This window comes from Pseudomonas asturiensis, from assembly GCF_900143095.1.
Lineage (GTDB): Bacteria > Pseudomonadota > Gammaproteobacteria > Pseudomonadales > Pseudomonadaceae > Aquipseudomonas > Aquipseudomonas asturiensis.
In genome coordinates, this window is the sequence record NZ_FRDA01000015.1 from 63646 (window position 1) to 86714 (window position 23069).

The 23069-nt window shown below is 60.2% G+C and carries 21 protein-coding genes and 1 pseudogene; 8 read left to right on the top strand and 14 right to left on the bottom strand.

The window, feature by feature from the left end:
- Positions 1 to 3 precede the first annotated feature (3 nt).
- Positions 4 to 1350: a sigma-54-dependent response regulator transcription factor AlgB gene (gene algB / locus BUB69_RS22025; RefSeq protein WP_073170468.1), complete on the bottom strand. Its 1347-nt coding sequence runs from the start codon at positions 1348 to 1350 to the stop codon at positions 4 to 6.
- Positions 1351 to 1546: 196 nt separating this feature from the next.
- On the opposite strand from algB, the gene BUB69_RS22030 reads away from it, so the two are divergent.
- From BUB69_RS22030 to BUB69_RS22055, 6 genes are all read left to right on the top strand, one after another.
- Positions 1547 to 2395, top strand: coding sequence for a BON domain-containing protein (locus BUB69_RS22030; RefSeq protein WP_073170471.1), 849 nt, complete (start codon positions 1547 to 1549; stop codon positions 2393 to 2395).
- A 231-nt stretch (positions 2396 to 2626) separates the two neighbouring features.
- The gene (locus tag BUB69_RS22035) at positions 2627 to 2911 is read left to right on the top strand and encodes a hypothetical protein (protein ID WP_073170474.1); all 285 of its coding nucleotides are present in this window, start codon (positions 2627 to 2629) and stop codon (positions 2909 to 2911) included.
- 58 nt (positions 2912 to 2969) lie between these two features.
- Positions 2970 to 3134 carry a DUF1328 domain-containing protein gene (locus tag BUB69_RS22040; RefSeq protein ID WP_002555679.1) on the top strand — a complete coding sequence of 55 codons (165 nt, stop codon included), beginning with the start codon at positions 2970 to 2972 and terminating at the stop codon, positions 3132 to 3134.
- Between the two features lie 2 nt (positions 3135 to 3136).
- The gene (locus BUB69_RS22045) at positions 3137 to 3601 is read left to right on the top strand and encodes an inhibitor of vertebrate lysozyme family protein (RefSeq protein ID WP_073170478.1); all 465 of its coding nucleotides are present in this window, start codon (positions 3137 to 3139) and stop codon (positions 3599 to 3601) included.
- 644 nt (positions 3602 to 4245) lie between these two features.
- Positions 4246 to 5577, top strand: coding sequence for a glutamate/aspartate:proton symporter GltP (gene gltP, locus BUB69_RS22050; RefSeq protein ID WP_024687383.1), 1332 nt, complete (start codon positions 4246 to 4248; stop codon positions 5575 to 5577).
- Positions 5578 to 5769: 192 nt separating this feature from the next.
- The gene (locus BUB69_RS22055; RefSeq protein WP_073170481.1) at positions 5770 to 7011 is read left to right on the top strand and encodes a nucleoside recognition domain-containing protein; all 1242 of its coding nucleotides are present in this window, start codon (positions 5770 to 5772) and stop codon (positions 7009 to 7011) included.
- A 4-nt stretch (positions 7012 to 7015) separates the two neighbouring features.
- Here the strand turns inward: BUB69_RS22055 and BUB69_RS22060 are convergent, their stop codons facing one another.
- The 4 genes from BUB69_RS22060 to BUB69_RS22075 form a co-directional block, all read right to left on the bottom strand.
- Positions 7016 to 8197 (bottom strand): DUF5924 family protein, encoded by a 1182-nt coding sequence (locus BUB69_RS22060; protein WP_073170484.1) that lies wholly within the window; start codon positions 8195 to 8197, stop codon positions 7016 to 7018.
- 99 nt (positions 8198 to 8296) lie between these two features.
- Positions 8297 to 9682: a M16 family metallopeptidase gene (locus BUB69_RS22065; RefSeq protein ID WP_073170488.1), complete on the bottom strand. Its 1386-nt coding sequence runs from the start codon at positions 9680 to 9682 to the stop codon at positions 8297 to 8299.
- 57 nt (positions 9683 to 9739) lie between these two features.
- The gene (locus tag BUB69_RS22070) at positions 9740 to 11392 is read right to left on the bottom strand and encodes a Na/Pi cotransporter family protein (RefSeq protein ID WP_073170491.1); all 1653 of its coding nucleotides are present in this window, start codon (positions 11390 to 11392) and stop codon (positions 9740 to 9742) included.
- Positions 11393 to 11700: 308 nt separating this feature from the next.
- The gene (locus BUB69_RS22075; RefSeq protein ID WP_073170494.1) at positions 11701 to 13008 is read right to left on the bottom strand and encodes a CitMHS family transporter; all 1308 of its coding nucleotides are present in this window, start codon (positions 13006 to 13008) and stop codon (positions 11701 to 11703) included.
- A 300-nt stretch (positions 13009 to 13308) separates the two neighbouring features.
- Here BUB69_RS22075 and BUB69_RS22080 point away from each other — a divergent pair, with 300 nt between their 5' ends.
- On the top strand, positions 13309 to 13710 hold the full coding sequence (locus BUB69_RS22080; protein ID WP_073170497.1) for a GFA family protein: 402 nt from the start codon (positions 13309 to 13311) through the stop codon (positions 13708 to 13710).
- 250 nt (positions 13711 to 13960) lie between these two features.
- Here the strand turns inward: BUB69_RS22080 and BUB69_RS22085 are convergent, their stop codons facing one another.
- The 7 genes and pseudogenes from BUB69_RS22085 to BUB69_RS29730 all read right to left on the bottom strand — a co-directional run.
- The gene (locus BUB69_RS22085) at positions 13961 to 15358 is read right to left on the bottom strand and encodes an aminoacyl-tRNA deacylase and HDOD domain-containing protein (protein WP_073170500.1); all 1398 of its coding nucleotides are present in this window, start codon (positions 15356 to 15358) and stop codon (positions 13961 to 13963) included.
- Between the two features lie 86 nt (positions 15359 to 15444).
- Positions 15445 to 17520: an ATP-dependent DNA helicase RecG gene (gene recG, locus BUB69_RS22090; RefSeq protein ID WP_073170503.1), complete on the bottom strand. Its 2076-nt coding sequence runs from the start codon at positions 17518 to 17520 to the stop codon at positions 15445 to 15447.
- 9 nt (positions 17521 to 17529) lie between these two features.
- Positions 17530 to 18453, bottom strand: coding sequence for a hydrogen peroxide-inducible genes activator (locus BUB69_RS22095; protein WP_073170505.1), 924 nt, complete (start codon positions 18451 to 18453; stop codon positions 17530 to 17532).
- A 92-nt stretch (positions 18454 to 18545) separates the two neighbouring features.
- A complete protein-coding gene (locus tag BUB69_RS22100; RefSeq protein WP_073170510.1) occupies positions 18546 to 19298 on the bottom strand; it encodes an energy transducer TonB in 753 nt (250 codons plus the stop codon).
- Positions 19295 to 19720: a TonB system transport protein ExbD gene (exbD, locus tag BUB69_RS22105; protein ID WP_073170514.1), complete on the bottom strand. Its 426-nt coding sequence runs from the start codon at positions 19718 to 19720 to the stop codon at positions 19295 to 19297. The genes BUB69_RS22100 and exbD overlap by 4 nt, the downstream gene beginning before the upstream one ends.
- Positions 19721 to 19723: 3 nt before the next feature.
- Complete coding sequence (exbB, locus tag BUB69_RS22110; protein WP_425439398.1) at positions 19724 to 20431, bottom strand: tonB-system energizer ExbB; 708 nt, start codon at positions 20429 to 20431, stop codon at positions 19724 to 19726.
- Between the two features lie 152 nt (positions 20432 to 20583).
- Positions 20584 to 20716, bottom strand: a pseudogene (locus BUB69_RS29730) (tonB-system energizer ExbB); the annotation flags it as partial.
- 211 nt (positions 20717 to 20927) lie between these two features.
- Between BUB69_RS29730 and BUB69_RS22115 the strand changes: the two are divergent.
- Positions 20928 to 21776, top strand: coding sequence for an SDR family oxidoreductase (locus BUB69_RS22115; RefSeq protein ID WP_073170521.1), 849 nt, complete (start codon positions 20928 to 20930; stop codon positions 21774 to 21776).
- A 104-nt stretch (positions 21777 to 21880) separates the two neighbouring features.
- Here the strand turns inward: BUB69_RS22115 and BUB69_RS22120 are convergent, their stop codons facing one another.
- Positions 21881 to 22618: a hypothetical protein gene (locus tag BUB69_RS22120; protein ID WP_024687399.1), complete on the bottom strand. Its 738-nt coding sequence runs from the start codon at positions 22616 to 22618 to the stop codon at positions 21881 to 21883.
- Between the two features lie 53 nt (positions 22619 to 22671).
- Positions 22672 to 23052 (bottom strand): RidA family protein, encoded by a 381-nt coding sequence (locus tag BUB69_RS22125; RefSeq protein ID WP_073170524.1) that lies wholly within the window; start codon positions 23050 to 23052, stop codon positions 22672 to 22674.
- Between the last annotated feature and the right edge of the window lie 17 nt (positions 23053 to 23069).

A 23069-nucleotide genomic window follows, 5' to 3' on the forward strand; every position in this document is an offset into this window, starting at 1 on the left:
CAGTCATAAGTTGTACTGCTTGCGTTTCCGATACAGCGTCGAGGCATCGATACCCAATGTCTTGGCCGCCTGATCGAGTGTGTCACTGGTTGCCAGAACGGCACCGATATGCGCCTTCTCCAGCTCGTCCAGGCTCAGCGCTGCTCCGACGCGAGGCGCATTGTTAACGGGTTGTTCGGCCATGCCCAAGTGGCTGATCTCTACGCGCTCCTGCGGGCAGATGATGCTGGCGCGCTCGATGACGTTGCGCAGCTCGCGAATGTTGCCTGGCCAGCGATAGTTGAGCAGCGCGGCGCGTGCCTCTTCGCTGAAGCCTCGTGCCGGGCGGGCATATTCCTTGACGAAGCGGGCCAGAAAGCGGTCGGCCAGGGTCAGAATGTCTTCGCTGCGCTCGCGCAGCGCAGGCAGGTGCAGGGTAATGACGTTGAGGCGATACAACAGGTCCTCACGGAAACGTCCGCTGCGAACCATGTCTTCCAGGTTCAGGTTGGTCGCCGCCAGGATGCGCACATCGGCGCGGCGCGTGACCGGGTCGCCGACACGTTCGTACTCCTTGTCCTGAATGAAGCGCAGCAACTTGGGTTGCAACGTCAGGGGAAAATCGCCGATTTCGTCGAGAAAAAGCGTGCCGCCATCGGCCTGGTTCACTCGGCCAAGGGTGCTTTCGCTGGCGCCGGTAAACGCCCCGCGGCTGTGGCCGAACAGTTCGCTTTCCATCAGTTCTGCCGTCAGCGAGGGGCAGTTGATGGTCACGCAGGATTTCTTGGCCCGCTTGCTCCAGCCGTGGATGGCTCGTGCCAGCTCGCCCTTGCCGGTGCCGGACTCGCCCAGAATCAGAATGTTGGCGTCGGTCACGGCGACCTGACGGGCCGTTTCCAGAATCGCCATCATCGATGGGCTGTGAGAATCCAGGCCGTCCTTGGGTTTACGAATCTCGCCTTCCAGCGCTTCCAGACGGGCCGACAACTGCCGGACTTCCAACTGCTTGGCGGTCGCCAGTCGCAGTTGGTCCGGGCTGCAGGGTTTGACCAGGTAATCGGCTGCGCCGGCCTGAATGGCGTCCACCGCCGTGTCCACTGCAGAGTGCGCCGTCACGATGACGACGCGCATCCACGGCGCTTGAATTCGCATTTGTGCCAGAACGTCCAGACCGTTGTCTTCGCCCAGACGCAAATCCAGAAAGCACAGGTCGAAGACCTGACGTTGCATCAATGTGTCCGCCTGCGCTGCGCTGTTGGCAGTGGCGACACTGTAGCCTTCGTCTTCCAGACAGTACCGGAAGGTGCGGAGGATGGCGGACTCGTCGTCCACAAGCAGAATACGGCCCTGATTCTCAGTGGCTGCTTCCATTTTTCCTACGCTCCTTAATGAATTGTCTTGGTTAGTCTCGGAATCATCGGGCAAGTTGCATGGTCAATTCTGATTGATTCTGCGGCAAGCATGGTAGCTGTCTGTTCGTTTAATGGCGAACGCGCTGATTAATCCGTGTTTATGTCGCTAAAACCGTCTATTCGGAGACGAAAAGCCACCTCAGAAGGAACGTGCCATGTACTCATTGAAAAAAATCGCCCTGGCCACGGCTGCAGCTGCTCTGTTGGGCAGCAGCCCTGCATTCGCGCAGACAACCCAAGGCGACCTGCCTACGCAGCTGGCTGAAGCCCGTCAGGAGGGCTCGATCTGGACCGCCTTTGCCCTTAACAAGCACTTGAGCCCGTTCAAGATCAGTGTCGATGTCGAGCAAGGCACCGCCACGCTCAAGGGCAAAGTTGAGAACGAGGTCGACCGCGAGCTGGCCGAACGCATCGCGCTGGACATCAAGGGCATTGAGAAGGTGGATAACCAGTTGGAGATCGACGCTTCGGTCGCCAGCGAGGCAGACACCCGAACCCCTATGGCTCAGCGTTTCGAGGACGCCACACTGGTTGCAACGGTGAAGTCCAAGCTGCTGTGGAGCAGTGTCACTGAGGCGCTGACCATCGATGTGGACAGCAAGGACGGGGTCATTACGCTCAAGGGTCGCGCTCAGAGCCCCGAAGCCAAGGAACTGGCCGGCAGCCTGGCGAGCAACACCGACGGTGTGGTCAGCGTCAACAACCTGATCAGCCTGAGCGCTGCCGATTCGATCGCTTCCAAGACGCAGCCCCAATTGCTCAATGCCACGGAGCAGATCAGTGACGTGTGGATCACCAGCAAGGTGAAATCCAGCCTGATCTACAGCCGTAACCTCGATGGCCTGAACATCAAGGTCGACACCAAGGAAGGTCTGGTCACGCTCAACGGCGTGGTTGCCAACTACGCAGAGAAAGAGCTGGCGGTAGAAATCTCGCGAAATATTCGGGGTGTGAAGGGCGTGAACGCCGACGCGTTGAAGGTGATGGCCCGTAGCGCTGGTTGATGTTCCCCGCGCGCCCCGCAGCGCGCTTCGTGCAGAACGCACGATTACAACCGTGTAATCGTGCAGCTTGCGCGTAAGATGCCTCTTTCATTATTGGGTAAGTTGTTGATTTTATTGAATTTAAATTGAATAAAAAAACTGGCATGCACTCTGCAATATCCCTCTCAACGAAGGTCGGCCACAACGACCACACATTGATTGAATGCCCACGCAGGTGGAGGGAGTTTGCGAATGAACAGTCAGCGTATCGCGCAATTGCGTATCTCCCCCCTCCATGTGCAGCAAGGTCTGTTTCTGCTTCTTGCCTTGCTGGTCACCCTGATTGCGATTCAACAGTTCCAGCGTTGGGCCCAAGCCGGTGAGGCGACTCAAATCAGACAGCAAATCGTTCACAGCAATGTGTCCTATCGCAGTGTGAATGCTCCGATCGCCCGTGAGGCGGCCATGAGCATTCGTCCCGTGGAAGGCGTCGTATCTGTGTCCGAAGCAGCGCCGCAGCAAAAATGGGTCTTCTGACCCGACCTGAAATAACCGCATCATCCAAATTCAAACGGCTGTAAAAAGGAGTATCACCATGCTGAGTTGGGCTATCACGTTTCTGATCATCGCTATCGTCGCTGCTGTACTTGGCTTCGGTGGTATCGCCGGCACTGCAACAGGTATCGCCAAGATTCTGTTCGTTGTCTTCCTGGTGATGTTCGTCGTGTCCTTCTTCTTCGGTCGTCGCGGTCGAGGCTGAGAATGCGCACGTCACTCCGTACGCTGACTGCCGCCCTGTTGCTGGGCGGCAGTGCTATAGCAATGGCGGCCAACGATGGCCAGGCTCGAGTCAACGAGTTGCTTTCGTCGGCATCCGAGTATCGCCAGACCTGGGCGAAGGTTGTGAAAAAGGAAGAGAGATTGCCCGACTGGGTCATCAATCTCTCCGGCACTTCCGAGCAAATGTCTGCAGTAACGGAAGATGGCGACCGGTATCTGGTGGGTCCGCTATGCGAGACCGCCGATACCTGTAAGAGCAAGCGCCTGATCGTGGCTTTCAGCTTCGACAAGGAAGATGCCTACGCCATGCTGGTGGAAGTGCCTGCAGGTCTGCCTGCGGACAAGTCTCCCACGCACCACGCTACCTACCGTTATTTGGGCAAGCCTGATGAAGGCATGCAGAAGCTGCTCAACGAGCAGCTGCGCAAAGACCCGAATTGGTATTGATCTAAAGAGGGAGAGAGTCGAGTGACTCTTTCCCGATGCACGGCCTGAGGAAGGTACGTGCATGACCAGGGGGCCGGGTTGTGTTGATTGAAAGGATCGGCGCGACCTAGGAGTACAGGGAGTACTTCCGCCGAGGGCCGGGTCAGGCAAGCTGCCGCACCAGTAAACTGTTTCAGGACTCGATCCTCTCGAGTGGAAATGGTCTTGCTCGTGCGGCGCTTTACGTCTATCGCTTCTGGTTTTCCCCCCGAAAGTCCGCCGTATATCCAATAAATCCGTAAAAAATCACCTTCCCCTCTGCCCCGCGCCGTCCTGATTCCTGAACCCCTCTTTACAACGCAGGCGACGTTTTAGCCGCGTTTGCGCCGAATAGCGGCATTCTCCTATGTCGCAAACCGATAGTTTTTGTCGTTTTTGTATGCCGATCCGGCATGAGGTAGGCGTTTACGGCATTAGACGTGCGCGCCTGCCATGGGAATAGTTGCGCCTTTTTTCGCCTGCTACAGAGCTGGGACGCTCGCCTGCGGTGACCTTCTGTGGACATTTTCAAAGTTATCCGCCGCTTGAAATTGCTGTGGAAAAGCACTTTCGGCGTGTCGGTTTTGGAAGTGCCCAAGCCACTTTTAACCAAGGGTAATAATAATATGAAGAAGGCAAAGCTGAGTCTGGCCTGGCAGATCCTGATCGGTCTGGCACTGGGCATCGCCGTTGGTGCGTTTCTCAACCACTTCAGTGCTGAAAAGGCCTGGTGGATCAGCAATATCCTGCAGCCTGCAGGGGATATCTTCATTCGACTGATCAAGATGATCGTCATCCCTATCGTCGTCGCCTCGCTGGTGGTGGGCATCGCAGGCGTCGGCGATGCGAAGAAGCTGGGCCGCATCGGCCTCAAGACCATCATCTACTTCGAGGTGGTTACCACGATCGCGATTCTGGTCGGCCTGGTTCTGGCCAATGTCTTTCACCCCGGCACCGGCATCGACATGAGCACGCTGGGCACGGTCGATATTTCCAAATATCAGCAGACCACTGCCGAGGTTCAGCATGATCACGCGTTTATCGCCACGATCCTCAACCTGATCCCGTCCAACATCTTTGCGGCCATGGCACGTGGCGAAATGCTGCCGATCATCTTCTTCTCGGTGCTGTTCGGTCTGGGGCTTTCGAGTTTGCAGGCGGACGTCCGTGATCCTCTGGTCAAAATGTTCCAGGGTGTCTCGGAAACCATGTTCAAGGTCACTCACATGATCATGAACTACGCACCGATCGGCGTGTTCGCACTGATTGCCGTGACCGTCGCCAACTTCGGCTTCGCCTCGTTGCTGCCGTTGGCCAAGCTGGTGATTCTGGTGTACGTCGCCATCGCGTTCTTCGCGTTCGTGGTACTGGGCCTGATCGCCCGTGCCTTCGGCTTCTCGGTGGTGAAGCTGATGCGCATCTTTAAGGATGAGCTGATTCTGGCCTACTCCACTGCCAGTTCCGAAACCGTGCTGCCGCGCGTTATCCAGAAGATGGAAGCCTACGGCGCGCCTAAAGCAATCTGCAGTTTCGTGGTGCCGACCGGTTACTCCTTCAACCTCGACGGCTCGACGCTGTATCAGAGCATTGCGGCGATCTTCATTGCCCAGTTGTACGGCATCGACCTGTCCATTGGCGCACAGCTGATGCTGGTCCTGACCCTGATGGTCACCTCCAAGGGCATCGCGGGCGTTCCGGGTGTGTCCTTCGTGGTGCTGCTGGCCACTCTGGGCAGTGCAGGCATCCCGCTGGAAGGCCTGGCCTTCATCGCAGGTGTCGACCGCATCATGGATATGGCCCGTACCGCACTGAATGTGATCGGCAACGCCTTGGCCGTACTGGTCATCTCGCGTTGGGAAGGCATGTACGACGACGCCAAGGGCCAGGCCTACTGGGAATCCCTGCCGCACTGGCGCAGCAAGGAACCCGTCCCGCTGGGCCGCCCTGCGGCGGAGTGATTGCTGAAGTCCTGCGTACTGATCGTGCCCATTCTCCCGTGTGGGCACGATCAACAACTTTCCCTATACCGATCGCTCCCCAAGTTTCGGGTCCATTTCTGATATGACGCAAAGCGTCATGGTATGCCCCCCGATTTCCCTCCAGCCCCCCTCGCCGTTATCATCCCCCGCATCTTGTGAGGGACTTATCCGATGCTCAATGGCCTGTGGCTTGGTTTTTTTGTCGTGGCGGCGATTTCCGCGATGGCGCAGTGGCTGGTTGGCGGCAATGCGGGGATCTTTGCGGCGATGGTCGAAAGCATCTTTGCCATGGCCAAGCTGTCGGTCGAAGTCATGGTGCTGTTGTTCGGCACCCTCACCCTCTGGCTCGGTTTTTTGCGCATTGCCGAAAAGGCGGGCATCGTCGACTGGCTGGCGAAGGTGCTCGGGCCGCTGTTCCTGCGGCTGATGCCCGAAGTGCCGCCCGGCCATCCGGCGCTGGGTCTGATTACCCTCAACTTTGCTGCCAACGCCCTCGGGCTGGATAACGCCGCAACGCCTATCGGCCTCAAGGCCATGCGCTCTCTGCAGGAACTCAATCCCAGTAAGGACGCCGCCAGCAACGCGCAGATCCTGTTCCTGGTGCTCAATGCATCGTCCCTGACCCTGCTGCCAGTGACGATCTTCATGTACCGCGCTCAGCAAGGTGCTGCTGACCCGACACTGGTTTTCCTGCCGATCCTGCTGGCCACCAGCGCCTCGACCGTCGTGGGCCTGCTCTCGGTGGCGTTCATGCAGCGCTTGCGCCTGTGGGACCCGGTGGTGCTGGCCTATCTGATTCCCGGTGCGCTGCTGCTGGGCGGTTTCATGGCGTTTCTGGCGACGCTGTCGGCGGCTGCGCTGGCAGGGCTGTCTTCCATTCTGGGCAACCTCACGCTGTTCGGCCTGATCATGATGTTTCTAATCATCGGCTCGCTGCGCAAAGTGCAGGTGTATGAAGCGTTCGTGGAGGGCGCGAAGGAAGGTTTTGACGTCGCCAAGAGCCTGTTGCCGTATCTGGTGGCGATGCTCTGCGCAGTGGGCGTGCTGCGTGCGTCAGGAGCGCTGGACTTTGGCCTGGAAGGCATTCGGCACATGGTTGAATGGCTGGGCTGGGATACGCGCTTCGTCGACGCCCTGCCGACCGCCATGGTCAAACCCTTCTCCGGCAGTGCCGCGCGGGCGCTGCTGATCGAGACCATGCAAACCCAGGGCGTGGACAGCTTTGCCGCGCTGGCTGCCGCGACGATTCAGGGCAGCACCGAAACCACGTTTTACGTGCTGGCCGTGTACTTCGGTGCGGTCGGCATCCAGCGTGCGCGCCATGCGGTGGGTTGCGCGCTGCTGGCCGAGTTCTCTGGCGTGGTGGCGGCCATTTTCGTCTGCTACTGGTTCTTTGGCGCCACCGCCACCTGACGGCTTACTGAGCCGGCGCTTCTGGCGCCGCCTCGGCTGCGGGTGCTTCCTGCTTCGGTTGAACCGGCTCGGACTTTTCCGGTGCCGCTTCGGCTGCGGGCTCTTCGCCGGTATCGCCGCCTGGCTTGAGCTTGATGATCCTGCCGGTCGGACGCTTCACGGCAGGCTCGTCGGCGTCAGTGACCGTAAAGCGCAGCACGCCGATCATCTGCCCATCCTCGGTCAGCACCCTCACCTGCCAGCGCCCGACCACGTCCTGCGGGAAATTCTGTTTGTGGGTCCAGGCGCGATAGCCTTCCTTGCGCCCGCCATGGATGTCCAGCGCGATCCGGTCCATCTCTTTACCGTCATGTCGCCACACGTGGTAGATGCGCTCTTCAAGGCCGCGTGGCGCATTGATTGCGGTATAGGCGTACAGCCCGCCGTTGCGCAACTGACTGGCGCTGATCTGTCGGATGCTGTCGCCCGGCGTGCGGTTCTTGTTGTCGAAGTCCGGGCTGACAGCCACTTCAGTCAGCCACAACGTTGCAGGCGGTACCCATGAGCGCAGCAGCCACCCCGCGCCGCCTGCGACCACAATCATCGTGAGCACCATCAGGCCGTTGCGCCAGCTGTTCAGCGGAAAGGACGACGCCAGGCTGGGGAAGGACAGCAACATCGCGACGCCAAGCGCCAGCTTGTAACTCTCGGCGGTGGTCAGGTGAACGATGATGGGCAACGCAGTGAGCAGTGCAGCGAACAGGGTCAGGGTGTGCAAGGCCATGAACAGCCAGCGCCGTGGGGCGAGCCATTTGTAGTACAGCGGATCGATGATTGAGATCAGCCCGGCAGCGCCCAGCAGCGCCGTGAACAGCGCCTGCCCGCTGTTCCACGTGGTGGTGATGAAAAAGAACGGCAAGACGAAGAACAGGCTTTCCTGATGGATCATCTGCGTGCCGTAGCGCAGCAGGCCCTGCGGGATCTCGCGGCCGATGGCCTTGTTGAGCAGCCCGACCATGGTGTTCTCGACCATCAGCCATAACCAGCTGATAAGCATGACCACCGCGATCCAGGTGGCCAGCCCTTCCTGTCGATCCACCAGAATGAAACTGGCGATGCCGGAGACGAAACCAAAAGCCGCAATGAGCCCCGGATAGCGTTGCATCAGGTTGAGCACGGGTGTCACGAAGCGGTTCAGGTCAGGCATCAGGGCAGTTCACTCGGGTTGAAACACTCAAAAACCCGCGCAGCATAACAACGCCGCGCGGGTCCCTGTAGAAAGAGGTGCGTTGCACCGCCACGGCACTTATCGACGATGCGCCCGCCAGCGCCACAGCAACAGTGCCAGCAGCATGACGATCAGCCCCGCTACGGCGGCAATGACCCAATACAGACCGTCGTAGCTGAGCAAGGGTTTCTCGATTCGCATATAGCCAGGTTGTGCCAGTAACTGGCGCATCGCTCGATTGGCGGTTTCCAGGCTCACGGCCTTGATGCGTTTGGCAGGGTCGGTGAAGCGCCCGTCCTCATAGTCGTTGAGCGCGCCCCAGTAATAATCGGCCAGAGCACTGTTGCCCTGGACCGCCCAGGCTTGTCGATCGACGGCCATGTCGCGCAGGCGCGCAAAGGTCTCGGGCTGCATACCGTCGTTCTGTAAACGCTCGACCAGGGCGCGTATTTCCTTTTCGGCCCGGTCGGCATCCTGGCGTTCCACATCGGCATTGAGGCTCAGGAAACCCACATCGCCAAAGACCTCACGCTCGGCCGACGGCCCATACGACAGGCTGTGCTTGAGGCGCAGTTCGGTATAGAGCGACCAGTCGAGATAGGCTTTGACCAGGTCCCAGGTCTCGTCATGCTGGTCGTCCAGCTGGGGCTCGGGGTAGATCAGGTGCAGCCTGGCATTCTCCCCGAGCCCGCCGCGCTCCAGCTCGCGTCTGGGTTCGGCCGAGCCATTGCTTTCAGCCAGCGGCGGGTGATCAATCGGATCGGTGGGTGCCAGCTTGCCGTAGGTGCGTTCCAGATAGGCTGGCAGCAGTTTGTCCAGATCGCCGACCACGATCAGCGTCATGTTATTGGGCGCGTACCAGGACGCGAATACGTCTTCGATCTGCGCCAGTGTGATGTCGTCCGCTTCAGGGCGTTCGGCGCATTTGAGGCCCAGTTCGATCGCCAACTGGCTACTGGCACCGCGGCTGGAACCGCGTCGGTCGAGCAGGCGCTGCAAGTGCGAGAAATGCCCGCCGTCTTCGCGTTCGACGATGCTTTTGACGGTGTCCAGACGTGCCTGATTCAGCTCGGTCCGGGTCATGACGTCCAGCAACAGATCCAGCACCTTGCGCTGGTTGCGTGCCGGAGCTTCGAGAACGAACGTGGTATCGGTGTTGCTGGTGAACGCATTCCACTCGCCGCCCAGCGCCTGCATACGTTCTTCCAGCCCGCCTTCGCCGCTGGCGTCGATACCGCTGAACAGCAGGTGCTCCAGCAGGTGTGGCAGTTCCTTGTCCTTGCAGGGGAAGTCATCGAAGCCAATGCCCACTACCAGGCGGATAGCAACATGACCCTTTTCGTAGCCGGGCTTCAGCAGGACCTGCAGACCGTTGGGCAGCAGATAGCCCTCGACTTTCAGACGGTCAAGGGCGAACGAAGGGAGTGAGCCGAGAAGCAGACAAGCGAACAGCAGGCAACGCATAACGCAGCTTTCCTTGCGGGCCGGTATGTTTAACAGACTTCGAGGCTCCCCTTACGTTCACAGCGATTGTTCCACAGCGCTTTCACTGGACAGCGCTCCGGTGTCGGAGGTTTCCAGCACGGCGTAGGCGCTGCTGCAGAATAGCGAATTGAGGCGCTTCATGTCGGCGATCAGTTCGAGGTGCAGGGAGCTGGTCTCGATGCTTTGCACTACTTTACGCTGCAGCCGGCTGACATGGGCATGCGCCAGCCGCCGCTCTTGAGCCCGAAAGCGACGTTTCTCGCGCAACAACTGGCGCGCGCTCTCCTCGTCGCCACTGAGAAACACCGACAGGCCCAGACGCAGGTTGGACTGCAACTGGACCTGCAGGTCGGCCAGTTCTTCCAGCCCGACTTCCGAGAACGAACGACGCTGCGAAGTCTTCTGCTGCTGGATCTTGCGCAGCATGCGCTCGATCAGCCCGGCAGCCAGCTCCAGGTTAATCGTCAACTCAATGATCTCGGCCCAGCGGCGGTTATCGTGCTCGCCCAGTTCCTCGCGCGGCATCTGCGCCAGGTACAGCTTGATCGCGCTGTACAGCGCTTCCACGTCATCGTTGAGGCGACGCACTTCCTGAGTGACAGCGGTCTGGGTGCCGCGCAATACAGCCAGCATCGAACCGAGCATGCTTTCGATCAGGTCGCCCATGCGCAGGGTTTCACGCACGGCATTGGCCAGCGCGAGCGTGGGCGTGCTGAGCGCTGTCAGGTCCAGATGGCGAGGTTTGGCCAGGCCGCCGACTTCGTTCTGCTGCGGCAGCAAGGCGGCGCACAGGCGCGCCATAGGCCCGACGGTGGGTAGCATGATCAGGCAACGCGTGGTGTTGTAGATCAGGTGGAAACCGATGACCAGTTCCTGGGGGCTGAAGCCCAGTGTGTCGATCCACGCCACCAGCGGGTCAAGCACCGGGATGATCAACAGCAGGCCCAGCAGCTTATACAACAGACTGCCCAGCGCAACCTGCCGTCCCGCGACGTTCTGCATGCTGGTGCTCAGAAACGCCAGCAGGCCGCTGCCGATGTTGGCGCCGATGACCAGGCCGATGGCAACCGGCAGCCCGATGATTTCCGCTCCCGCCAGCGTGGCGGTCAACAGCACGGCCGCCAGGCTGGAATAAGAGATCAGGGCGAACATGGCACCCACCAGCGCATCCAGCAGCAGGTCGCCGGTCAGTGACGCGAACAGCACTTTGACGCCCGCCGCCTGGGTGATGGGGGCGGCGGCCGTGACGATCAGCTGCAGCGCCAGCACGATCAGACCCAGGCCGATGCCTACGCGGCCCAACTGTCCGGCCCGCGTCTGCTTACGCGACAGGAAGAACACGACGCCGAGGAAAATCAGCAGCGGCGATAGCCACGACAGGTCGAAGGTGAGCACCCGCGACATCAACGCAGTCCCGACATCGGCGCCAAGCATGATGACCAGCGCAGGCGTCAGCGTCATCAGGCCCTGGCCCACGAAGGAGGTGACCAGCATCGCTGTGGCGTTGCTGCTCTGCACCATGGCGGTCACGAGAATACCGGCGATGAAGGCCAGTGGACGTCTGGACATGTTCTGGCTGAGCACGCGTCGCAGTTGTGCGCCGTAAACACGAAGGATGCCAGTGCGCACGATATGCGTGCCCCAGATCAGCAGGGCCACGGCGGATAGCAAATCGAGCAGGGTCAGCATACGGAGAGCCCCTGAGGTTTGCCCATACAGGCATTGGATTGAAAGGTGCAGCGTGTAGCGAGCGGGGAAGTGTTGTGTAACGCTCTACTAAGCTTTAGTCGGCCTTTGGCCTTGGCGCCAGCATCGCACAGGCTCGGTTTCATTGAAATAAAACTGTCATAAATCAACGGTTCACGTCGGCACTGATCGTTTCTCTCCCGAGTGCTCAGGGCGAAAACGCAACCCTGATCCCGGTATGGGTCAGCTCAAACGTGAAAAAGCCCGCCATTGACCCTCGGGTCGATGGCGGGCTTTTTGACGGCCTGAGGTTACAGGCTGCTGTAGAGCGGGAAAATCCCCATCAGCAGTGCCGCGACCAGAATGCACATGCAGACCAGAATCGCCCATTTCAGGGTAAAGCGCTGGTGATCGCCGAACTCGATACCGGCCAGCGCGACCAGCAGGTAAGTCGAAGGCACCAGTGGGCTGAGCAGGTGAACCGGCTGACCGACGATGGAGGCGCGGGCCATTTCCACCGGGCTGATGCCGTAATGGGAAGCAGCTTCGGACAGCACCGGCAGTACGCCGTAGTAGAACGCGTCGTTGGACATGAAGAAGGTGAACGGCATGCTCACCAGCGCCGTGATGACCGCCAGGTAAGGGCCCAGCGCGTCCGGGATCACGGCCAGCAGGCTTTTGGACATGGCATCGACCATGCCGGTGCCCGACAGGATGCCGGTGAAGATACCGGCGGCGAAGATCAGACCGACCACCGCCAGAACGCTACCGGCGTGAGCCGACACGCGATCCTTCTGATCCTGCAGGTTCGGGTAGTTGATGATCATCGCGATACTGAACGCGATCATGAACAGCACCGGCAGTGGCAGCAGGCCCATGATCAGGGCGATCATCAGGACCAGCGTCAGGCCACCGTTGAACCAGATCAGTTTCGGACGACGGGCATCGGGGAACTGCGAAACGCTGATTTCGCTGTGATCGACTTCATCGCCTTGCAGGTGCAGCTCACCCAGACGGGCACGTTCGCGTTTGCCGTAGAAGTAGGCAATCGCCAGGATCGCCACCACGCCGGCCAGCATCGCCGGGATCATCGGTACGAAAATGTCCGAGGCATCGACGTGCAGGGCACTGGCCGCACGAGCGGTCGGGCCGCCCCAGGGCGTCATGTTCATCACGCCACCAGCCAGAATGATCAGGCCGGCCATGATGCGTGGGCTCATGCCGACGCGGCTGTACAGCGGCAGCATCGCGGCCACGCAGATCATGTAGGTCGTCGCGCCGTCACCGTCCAGCGAGACCACCAGCGCCAGCACTGCGGTGCCGACCGAAATACGCATCGGGTCGCCTTTCACCATCTTCAGAATTTTGCGCACGGCCGGGTCGAACAGGCCGGAGTCGATCATCAGCGCGAAGTAGAGAATGGCAAACATCAGCATGACGCCGGTTGGCGCCAGCTTGGTGATACCGGCCAGCATCATCGGGCCGATCTGCGAGGCGAAGCCGCCGAACAGTGCGAAAACGATAGGCACCAGAATCAGGGCGATCAACGCGGTCAGGCGTTTGCTCATGATCAGGTACATGAACGCAATAACCATGGCAAAGCCAAGGAAAGTCAGCATGGGAATACTCCAGACGTAATACGGCTACAGAACGATGGGAACGAACGAGTCAGCTCAGTAGGAGCGGTACGTGGAGTGGAAGCGCAAGGAGGGGACGGATCGGAAAGTCAGCAAGCATCGGAATCACCATTATTGTTGTTAATTGGGCCTGGGAACGCAGTGAGCGACACCCGGGCTGGCCGGTCTTTTTGCCGGAAGTGAGGCGATGCTAATTGCACAAGCTTTCACCGACCTTTCAATCAGCGTTTATGGGTGTTTTATTGTCACACGCTGATCGACGCAGAACAGGGAGACGCGCTCATGAGCCAGCTCAGCACCGGTGGCTGCCATTGCGGCAGCCTGCGTTATCAGTTCGATGCGCCGCTTGAGGACATCGCCCATTGCCATTGTTCCATCTGCAGGCGAACGTCCGGCGCAACGGTCATGACCTGGATCACCGTGCCGCTGGATTCATTTCAATGGCTGGCGGGCAGCCCTCGTGCCTACGACTCGGGCCCGACGTGCGTACGTTACTTCTGTGGTCACTGTGGAGCCCATCTGGCGCTGTTCACGCGTAACAGCCCGGAGGAAATGGACGTGGTCATCGCCACGCTCGACCAGCCGGAGCTGGCTGCGCCGTCGCGTCATATCTTTATCGAGAACCGCTTGCCGTGGCTGCGTCTGGACGAGCACCTGCCGGGCCGCGAGGGAGAAGTGGATTGAAAGGATGCGGTAGCGATCGTTATACACAAATCCTCGTGGAGGACTACGACGTCAGAACGTGGGAGCGGACTTTTCCGCGAATACTGTTTTTCAGACGCCGCATCTTCGTCGGATGGACCGGCTTTCGCTGACAAACGGAGCGCAGCACGGTACGCACCCACGGCCGAAATGGTGCCTGCTCACGATGCCAATCGCGACGTGTGTCTCACGATGAGGGCAAGACGTGCGCATGATCAGGCTCTAAAGGCCGTTACTGACTGAACTGAGAGGCCAGTTCGCGCAGCAGCACTTCGGCTTCCAGCACCTTCTTGACCGATTCGTTGGCTTTTTCGCGGGTCAGGCCCAAGCGTTCGAACAGCTCGTCCGGAATGTCCTGCTGAGGCCCCGAGCCGATACCGTTGGCGCGCAGCAAGCGTACCGCCAGGAACACCAGGTTGGCATAAGCGTGGTGTTCACCCGCGTAGCCCGGGTCGTGCTGGAAGCGCAGCGCAGTGGCGAGTTCATCCGGCATGTCCCAGTAACGCATCAACCATGCGCCAATCTGCTCACGGCTGATCCCGAGCAAGTGATGCTCGATGAAGCTGTGTTGCAGGTGCGGATTGACCTCCAGCTGACGGCAGATCAGCGAGAAGTGCGGCGGGAACACGTGCGCCAGCAACAGGTAGCCAAAGTTGTGCAGCAGGCCCGCGAGGTAGGTGAGCCCGCCCTCAGGTCGCTTGGCTCGCGGAATGGCGCGGGTCAGACCTTCGATGACGGCTGCGGTGTAGATCGACTGCTGCCAGTAAGGCGTGGTCTGTTGCGGCTGATCCTTGGGCAGGCTCAAGGTCTTGCCCAGCGCCAGACCCAGGGCCAGGTTGATGACCAGATCGAAGCCCAGCACCCGCACAATGGCGTCTTCGACCGAGCGGATTTTGCCGGTCGAGGCGTAGTAAGGCGATGCAGCCCAACTGACGACCTGAGCCGCCAGCGCAGGATCGGTTTCGACCACGCCGGTGATGTCATCGATGGTCGCGTCGGGATCGACCCGCAGCTTGATGATTTTTTGTGCAGTGCCCGCCAGCGGCGGAATTTCCAGGGTCGCTTCCAGGCGCTGCTGAATACGACGCGCCGTGAAGGCGTGCATGGCCTTGGTGATCTCGGCCGGGTCGTCGTCAGGGCGATCAAGGTTAGGATGAATCGCGCCTACAAGCTGACCGAAATGAGCCGCGCTGGCCTTGCTCAGCATGCTCTTGAAGTCGTCGCTGCCGATTTCCAGCAGGATGCCGGGCTCGCCGGAACCCACCAACAGCGTCGGCTCCTGCAACAGGCGTTCGTCGTAAAGGCATGGGGAACTGGTCAGCGCCGGCAGGCCGGGCAAAACATGCAGGCTGTGCTTGGCCAGCATGCGCAGCAGGCGGTCATGCGGCACGGCAGTCAATTGCCGGCCAGTCAGCTCGGTGATACGGCTGAGATCCAGCAACTGGCTTTGCGGGAACAGGATCAGCAACGCACCGACGGCGTCTTCGACCAGAACAGCCTGGACTTTACGCGCCGGCTGCAGGTTTGGCTCGTCCACGACTTCGTTGTAGCTGATAGCCAATTTTTCAAGCAACTGCCGGATTACGGAAGGGGCGTGATGCGAATCATCGACGTGAGCAACTTCTGTCATGGTCTTTGTCCAAATTCCTACAATGACCGAAGTATAACCACCTTATTCGTTTTGGGTCGCATGCGCTTTCCAAAGCGTCGTGTGCATCACACCTGGCCATACTGTTGGCCATGACGCAGCCAGCGTTCCAGTAACGGACTGACGTGTTGCGGCCAGCGCTCAAGCAGGGCTTGGGCTGCGTCGCGAACGGCGGGGAGCAGATCGGCGTCGCGCATCAGGTCAGCGACCTTGAATTGCAGCAGGCCCGTTTGTCGGGTTCCGAGCATTTCGCCGGGACCGCGCAGCTCCAGATCCTTTTCAGCGATGACAAAACCGTCGTTGGTCTCGCGCATGATGCCAAGGCGCTGACGACCGATCTGCGAAAGCGGCGGGTGATAAAGCAGCACGCAGTGACTGGCCGCGCTGCCTCGTCCGACCCGGCCTCGCAATTGATGAAGCTGGGCAAGCCCGAGCCGCTCGGGGTTTTCGATGATCATCAGGCTGGAATTGGGCACATCGACGCCGACCTCGATCACGGTCGTGGCGACCAGCAATTGCAGCGCGCCCTGTTTGAACTCGGCCATGATCGCGGCTTTCTCGACAGGCTTCATCCGGCCATGGATCAGCCCGACACGCACTTCTCCCAGTGCGCTGCTCAGCTCTTCGAACGAGGTCTCGGCGGCCTTGCAGGTCAGCTCCTCCGACTCTTCAATCAGTGTGCACACCCAATAGGCCTGTCGGCCTTCGGCGCAGGCGGCGCGCACCCGCTCGATCACTTCCATGCGACGGCTGTCGGCGACCAGCACGGTATTGACCGGCGTACGGCCTGGCGGCAGTTCGTCGAGGATCGAGGTGTCGAGGTCCGCATAGGCGCTCATGGCCAGGGTGCGGGGAATCGGTGTGGCGGTCATGATCAACTGGTGCGGACACATCAGGCCGCCGACGCCTTTCTTGCGCAACGCCAGGCGCTGCTGGACGCCAAAGCGGTGCTGTTCGTCGATGATGACCAGCGCCAGGTTCTTGAACTGCACCTCGTCCTGAAACAGCGCATGAGTGCCGACCACCATCGGCGTACCGCTGGCGATCTGCTCAAGGGACGTGGCGCGTGCCTTGCCCTTGAGTTTGCCGGCCAGCCACGCCACGCCCACGCCCAGCGGTTCAAGCCAGCGCTGGAAGTTGATGTAGTGCTGTTCGGCGAGGATTTCGGTGGGCGCCATCAGCGCCACCTGATAGCCGGCCTCCAGCGCCTGCAGGGCAGCCAGTGCGGCGACCACGGTCTTGCCCGCGCCGACGTCGCCCTGAATCAGGCGCAGCATGGGTTCGGGCTGACTGAGGTCGTAGGCCACTTCCTTGCCAACGCGCTGCTGCGCGCCGGTTGGCGGGAAACCGAGGTTGGCGAGAAACTGCTTCGGCAGTTTCTTGGCCAGCGGCAAGGCGGGTGCGCGCTGTGAGCGCAGGCTCTCGCGCAGGCGTTGTTGGGAAAGCTGGTGAGTCAGCAGTTCTTCAAATGCCAGACGGTGCTGCGCCCAGTGATGACCCAGCGCCAGTTCATCGACATCAGCATCGGCCGGTGGGTGATGCAGGTAGCGAATCGCATCGTCCAGCGGTGCCAACTGATAATCCCGGGCCAACTCTTCAGGCAGCCAGTCCGGCAGGCTCTTGGGGCCGAGCATCGCCAGGCTTTGCTGGCAGAGCTGGCGCAGACGCTGCTGGGTCAGGCCTTCGGTGCTGGGGTAGATCGGCGTCAGCGTCTGCTCGACGGGTGCCGGCTCGTCGCCCGTGATCGCGCGGTATTCAGGGTGGTAGATCTCAAGGCCTGAAGCACCGGGCCGTGCTTCGCCGAAGCAGCGCAGATGCGTGCCTCGCTTCATGCCTTCTTTCTGGGCGTTGCTGAAATGGTAGAAGCGCAGGCTGACGACACCGGTGCCGTCGCCCAGGCGGACCAGAAGGCTGCGCCGCTTGCCCATCACCACATCCGCGCCGCTCACGACGCCTTCGATCACGGCGTCCTGGCCGGGCCGCAATGCACCGATAGGTACGATGCGGGTGCGGTCCTGATAGCGTAACGGCAGATGAAACAGCACATCCTGCAGGTTTTCCAGACCGACCTTGGCCAGCTTTTCAGCCATGGCCTCGCCGACACCCTTGAGTGCCGTGACCGAGACTTTGGAAAGCTCGCTCATGTTTCCTGCCTAGCTCGCTTCTGACTTGGGACGTGCCACTGAACACAGGCGAACGGAGTCAGCGAGAATCTCGATTGCCTTGGGCCTCGGGAAGCTGGCGCGCCATGCGATAGCGACAGTGCGGAATGGCACGGGTGGCGTCAGCGGGCGGACTTCGATCACGCCGGGTGCATAGTGATGGCTGTCGACGGCCGACAACGGCAGGATCGAAATCCCCAGGCCTGATGCAACCATGTGGCGAATGGTTTCCAGCGAGCTGGATTCCACGGTGGTGTGCTTGGCACCCTCGCTGCCTTTGGTCAGTGTAGGACAGGCTTCGAGCACCTGATCGCGAAAACAGTGACCTTCGCCCAGCAACAGCAGGCTTTTGTCATTGAGGGCGGAAGCATCGATGGTGGTTTTCTTCGTCCACGGGTGATCAGCAGGCATCAAGACCGAGAACGGCTCGTCGTACAGAGGCAGGGTCAGTACATCGGCTTCATTGAAGGGCAGCGCGATGATGACCGCATCCAGCTCACCGTTGCGCAGCTTGTCGCGCAGCACGTGGGTGAAGTTTTCCTCGATGTACAACGGCATTTGCGGGGCAACCCGATGCAGTTGCGGGATCAGGTGCGGAAACAGGTAAGGGCCGACGGTATAAATAGCACCTACTTTCAGCGGCGCAGTCAGCTGGTTCTTGCCGGCCTGAGCCAGCTCGCGGATGCCTTGCGCCTGCTCAAGCACCTTTTGCGCCTGGGCAACGATGCCTTCACCGACAGGTGTCAGGCGCACAGCACTCTTGCTGCGCTCGAAAATCAGCACACCCAGTTCGTCTTCGAGTTTTTTGACACCGACCGACAGCGTAGGCTGGCTGACGTGGCAGCGTTCGGCGGCGTGGCCAAAATGCTGCTCCTGGGCAAGCGTAACGATGTAGCGCAATTCTGTAAGGGTCATAACGTGCGTCCATGAAGTTGCGGCCCCAGCATAGCGGGTGCAATCGATAGACGCACGTTATCAGAAGCACTCTTGAGTAACAAAAGTGTGATTCAGCGTTTATCCAGCGAATAAACGAACGGTGCGAGGATTTCGATGGAGCCGTTGTTGAGAATTTCCGCAGGCGGCTTGGGCAGCGGTTGTGCGCGACGAATCATCTCCATGGTGGCCCGGTCCAGTGACGGGCTTCCGGAACTGCCGGCAATCTCGTAGGACGTGACATTGCCCTGTGCATCCACAACGAAGCGCAGACGTGCCACCCCTTGCATGCCGCGACGGCGTGCGTCCTCCGGGTACTTCTTGTATCTGCTCAAGTGCTGCAGCAAGAGACCCTGCCAGCTCGGCAATGCCGTGCTCGGCGGTGTTGGCGCCGCGACGGGTGCCGGTGCCGCCGACTTCTCGGGTTTGGCCGTGGTCGGAGGCGTATCCACCGGTTTTTCTTCGGCGGGTTTTTCCTCAGGCTTTGGCGGCTCAGGCTTCTTCTGCGGCTTGGGGGGCTGCGGTTTGGGCTTGGGCTTTTCCACCTTCTTGGGTACGACGATTTCCGGTTTCGGCGCTTCTGCGACCTCCGGCATCGGTACCTGTTCTTCGGGTGCTGGCGGCTGAGGTGGCTGAACAACCTGCGGCGGTGGCGGTGGTGCTGGCTCCGGCATGGGCGGCAGCTCGACCATCATGGCTGCCGGCGGCAGTTCGATGGCCTGAGAGGCCGGCCAGCGAAGGGCGACGATGATCGCGATCGCGTGCACGGCCAGCACCAACAACAGACTACCGCTATAGCGCGTCAGTTTTTGGCGCGTAGTGATCATTTCTTACCAACCGTCTCAAGGCCTACCAGACCGACTTTCAGGTAACCCGCGCCCCGAAGCGTGTTCATGACCTCCATCAGATCGCCGTAATCCACGCCCTTGTCGGCCTGGAAGAAGATCGTGGTGTCCTTCTTGCCTTTGGTTCGGGCGTCCAGCACCTGACCGATCTGCTCGCGTGCGACCTTCTCTTCACCCAGGTACAGGCTCTTGTCGGTCTTGACGCTAAGAAAGATCGGCTTCTCGGGTCTGGGCTGCGGTTTGGCGGTGGACGCCGGCAGGTCGACCTTGATGTCCACAGTGGCCAGCGGCGCGGCCACCATGAAGATGATCAGCAGCACCAACATGACGTCGATGAACGGCGTGACGTTGATTTCGTGGTTTTCGGCGAGATCGTCGTCGCCTTCTTTCAGATGCATGCCCAAGGTTCAGCCCACCTTGACCATGTGCGGCGATTGACTGCGTTCGGCGGCCGGCTGGTGATCCAGATCGCGGCTGACCAGCAGCAGGACCTGAGCCGACGCGTCGGCGACCTGCGCCTTGTAACCGGCGATGGAGCGGGCGAAAACGTTGTAGATGACCACGGCAGGAATCGCGGCAACCAGACCCAGTGCCGTTGCCAGCAAGGCTTCGGCGATACCCGGTGCGACGACGGCGAGGTTGGTGGTCTGCGTTTTGGCGATGCCGATGAAGCTGTTCATGATGCCCCACACCGTACCGAACAGACCCACGAACGGGGCGGTGGAACCGATGGTCGCCAGCACGCCGGTGCCAGCGCTCATGTTACGGCCACAGGCAGCGACCAGACGCTCAAGGCGGAAGCTGACGCGCTCCTTGATGCCCTCGCGCTCGCGGCTGTTGGTCGACAGGTGCATCTCTTCCATGGCGTCGTGTACCAGCAGATTCGCCAGTGTGCCTTCCTGTGCAGCGGTCTGGCTGGCTTCGGACAGGGTACGGGCCTTTTTCAGGTTGGCGATTTCGGTGCGCAGACGACGCTTGGCGCCCAGCAGCTCGAACCCCTTGGCGATCCAGATGGTCCACGTGATGATCGAAGCAATCGCCAGACCGATCATGACCGCCTTCACGACCACGTCAGCGTTCTGGTACATGCCCCACGGCGACAGGTCGTGAGACATGCCCAGGCTGTTGTCTTCGGCGTCGGGTGCTGTCCCTTGGGATTGAGCGCGCAGGGACTCTAATGAGGCACGAAGCTCTGGTGGGAACTGAGCTATTTTTTCCTGAAACTGCTGGTCAGTGAGCGTCTCCGTCGACTGGGCGTCAGGCAACTGTGAAGGGGCCGATTGATCAGCCAGTGCAATGGGGGCGAACATCAGGCTCAAGACAAGAGCAACGATACCTCGCCATGCGCGAGGCAGGCTGAATAGCGTGGTTGGCGAAGCGATTGAGTGGATACGTGTCATGCTGGCCTGGCCTGGAAGTGAAAAATGGGGGGTTGTTCCAGTCGCCGTGCGTTACAGCCGGCGTTCGATGGGGAACAAATGGGCGGCCATTATTGCAAATCATTCTTGTTAACAAAAGTAATACAGTAACTTTTTTACATATTGGCTTGAACATCCGGCGCTTTTTGATGACTTTGTAACGTGCCCCACCACCGTATTCTGGAGATATGAAATGCCTGTTCCTTCCGTTTTGATCGCTGGCTGTGGCGATATCGGCTCTCGTCTGGCCGCTCGGCTGCTCGCTCGTGAATGGACGGTCTACGGGCTACGGCGCACGGTTTCCGGGCTTGCGCCTGGCATCGTTCCGGTCGAAGGCGATCTGTTCGATGCGCAAAAGCCTGCTGACTGGCCCTCGTCGACGCTGGATTACGTCGTCTACTGCGCGACGCCTTCGCAGCGTGACGAAGCCGGTTATCGCAAGGCCTATGTCGATGGGCTGCGCCACGTGTTGAGCTGGCTGTCGGCGCAGGGCCAGCGGCCGAAGCGCGTCTTTTTTGTGTCCAGTAGCGGCGTTTACGGACAGCAACAGGGCGAATGGGTCGACGAAACGTCCGCCACAGAGCCTGTCGGCTTTTCCGGGACCGTCATGCTTGAGGCCGAGCAACTGGCCCTCAACAGTGGCCTGCCCGCCACGGCGGTCAGGCTGACGGGCATCTATGGGCCGGGACGCGCCGATCTGTCCAATCGTGTGCGTCAGGGTCACAGTGTCAGGATCGACCCACCGGTTTACGCCAATCGCATCCATGCCGACGATGCCGCTGGCCTGCTGGCACATCTGCTTGAGGCCGATGATCAGGGTGTGGCGCTGGATGATTGCTACCTGGGGGTGGACGACGATCCTGCTGCGCTGGCCGACGTGGTGTCGTGGATACGTGAGTACCTGGGCGTTACCGAATGGTCTGACGAGGTCAGCGTGCAACGGGTCGGCAGCAAGCGCTGCAGCAATGCGCGGGCAAGGGCGCTGGGCTGGGCCCCTATTTACCCCGACTACAAAGCGGGTTATGCCGCCTTGCTGGGTTAAGCGTCGATCAAGACCTGGTTTGTGGTGAATGAGCGCGCAAACCATTGCACAAAAAAGCGCCCATGAAGGACGCTCTTTGTTGATCGGGCTTTACGAAACCACGCTTACTGTTGCTCGAGCAACCAGCGGCGAGTCCCCGGACGCAGCTCAGGCATCTGGTCGGCACCGGCATTGTTCACCGCCTGGAAGATCTCCAGTTGCTTGCCTTTGCGAGCGAAGATCCACGGATTGCCTTGCTCGGCCTTTTCCAGCCACATGCTGTCGTATTCACCGCTCATGGCTGCGCAGTCGCCAGCGAGACACAGCGCGAAACGATCATTTTCGGGAAGACCCTGCACGCTGCCATCGGGCATGAACTGCACCGTGCTGCCTTGGCCGTCGCCTTCAACGATGGTCCATTTGCCGCCCATGTAAGCTGCATACAGCGCTTTTTCAAAGCTGCTGCCCGGCTGTGCGCCGTCAGGTACGGAATTCTTCGGCTTTTCGAAGTGCTGCTCAGGGCCTGATTCGCTGGCCGCCTGGACCAGTTCGTCACCCTTGACGCTCAGGTCTTCGAAGAAATTGCCGTAGAAGTCGATGTGCAGCTTGCCTTCGGCGGCGCTGACGATCTTGCCTTCACCCAGCTCGAAGCCATTGGAGTACACCGCCTGATTGGCCTTGGAGTTGATCTGCCACTCCAGATTCGGGCCGTTGGCGAGCAGCGCCTGGCGCAGGTTGCCTTGTTTGACTGCCGCGTCGATGGCGGTCTGGTTGATCCAGGTGCCGTCCGGGTTGCGGTCGGCGTGGCTGGCGCAGCCGCCGAGAATGACGGCCAGCAGCGAAATGGCGAGCGCGGAGCGCATAACAGATTCCTTCCTTCAGGGAGAGCGGAGCGAAGCAACGCTCCGCTGGGGATTTATTCGATGACGAGAATCGCGTCCATCTCGACCTGCGCGCCACGCGGCAGTGCGGCAACGCCGATGGCGGCACGTGCCGGATAAGGCTGTGCGAAGTAGGTGCCCATGATCTCGTTGACCTTGGCGAAATGGCCCAGGTCGGTCAGGAAGATGTTCAACTTGACGATGTCCTTGAATGAGCCGCCTGCCGCTTCGGCAACGGACTTCAGGTTCTCGAAGACCTGGGTGATCTGGGCTTCGATGCCGTCGACCAGTTCCATGGTTTTCGGATCAAGAGGAATCTGTCCGGACATGTAGACGGTATTGCCAGCCTTGATCGCCTGAGAGTAAGGGCCGATGGCCGCCGGGGCCTTGTCGCTGGTGATGACAGTCTTGGTCATGGAGAACTCCTTAAAAG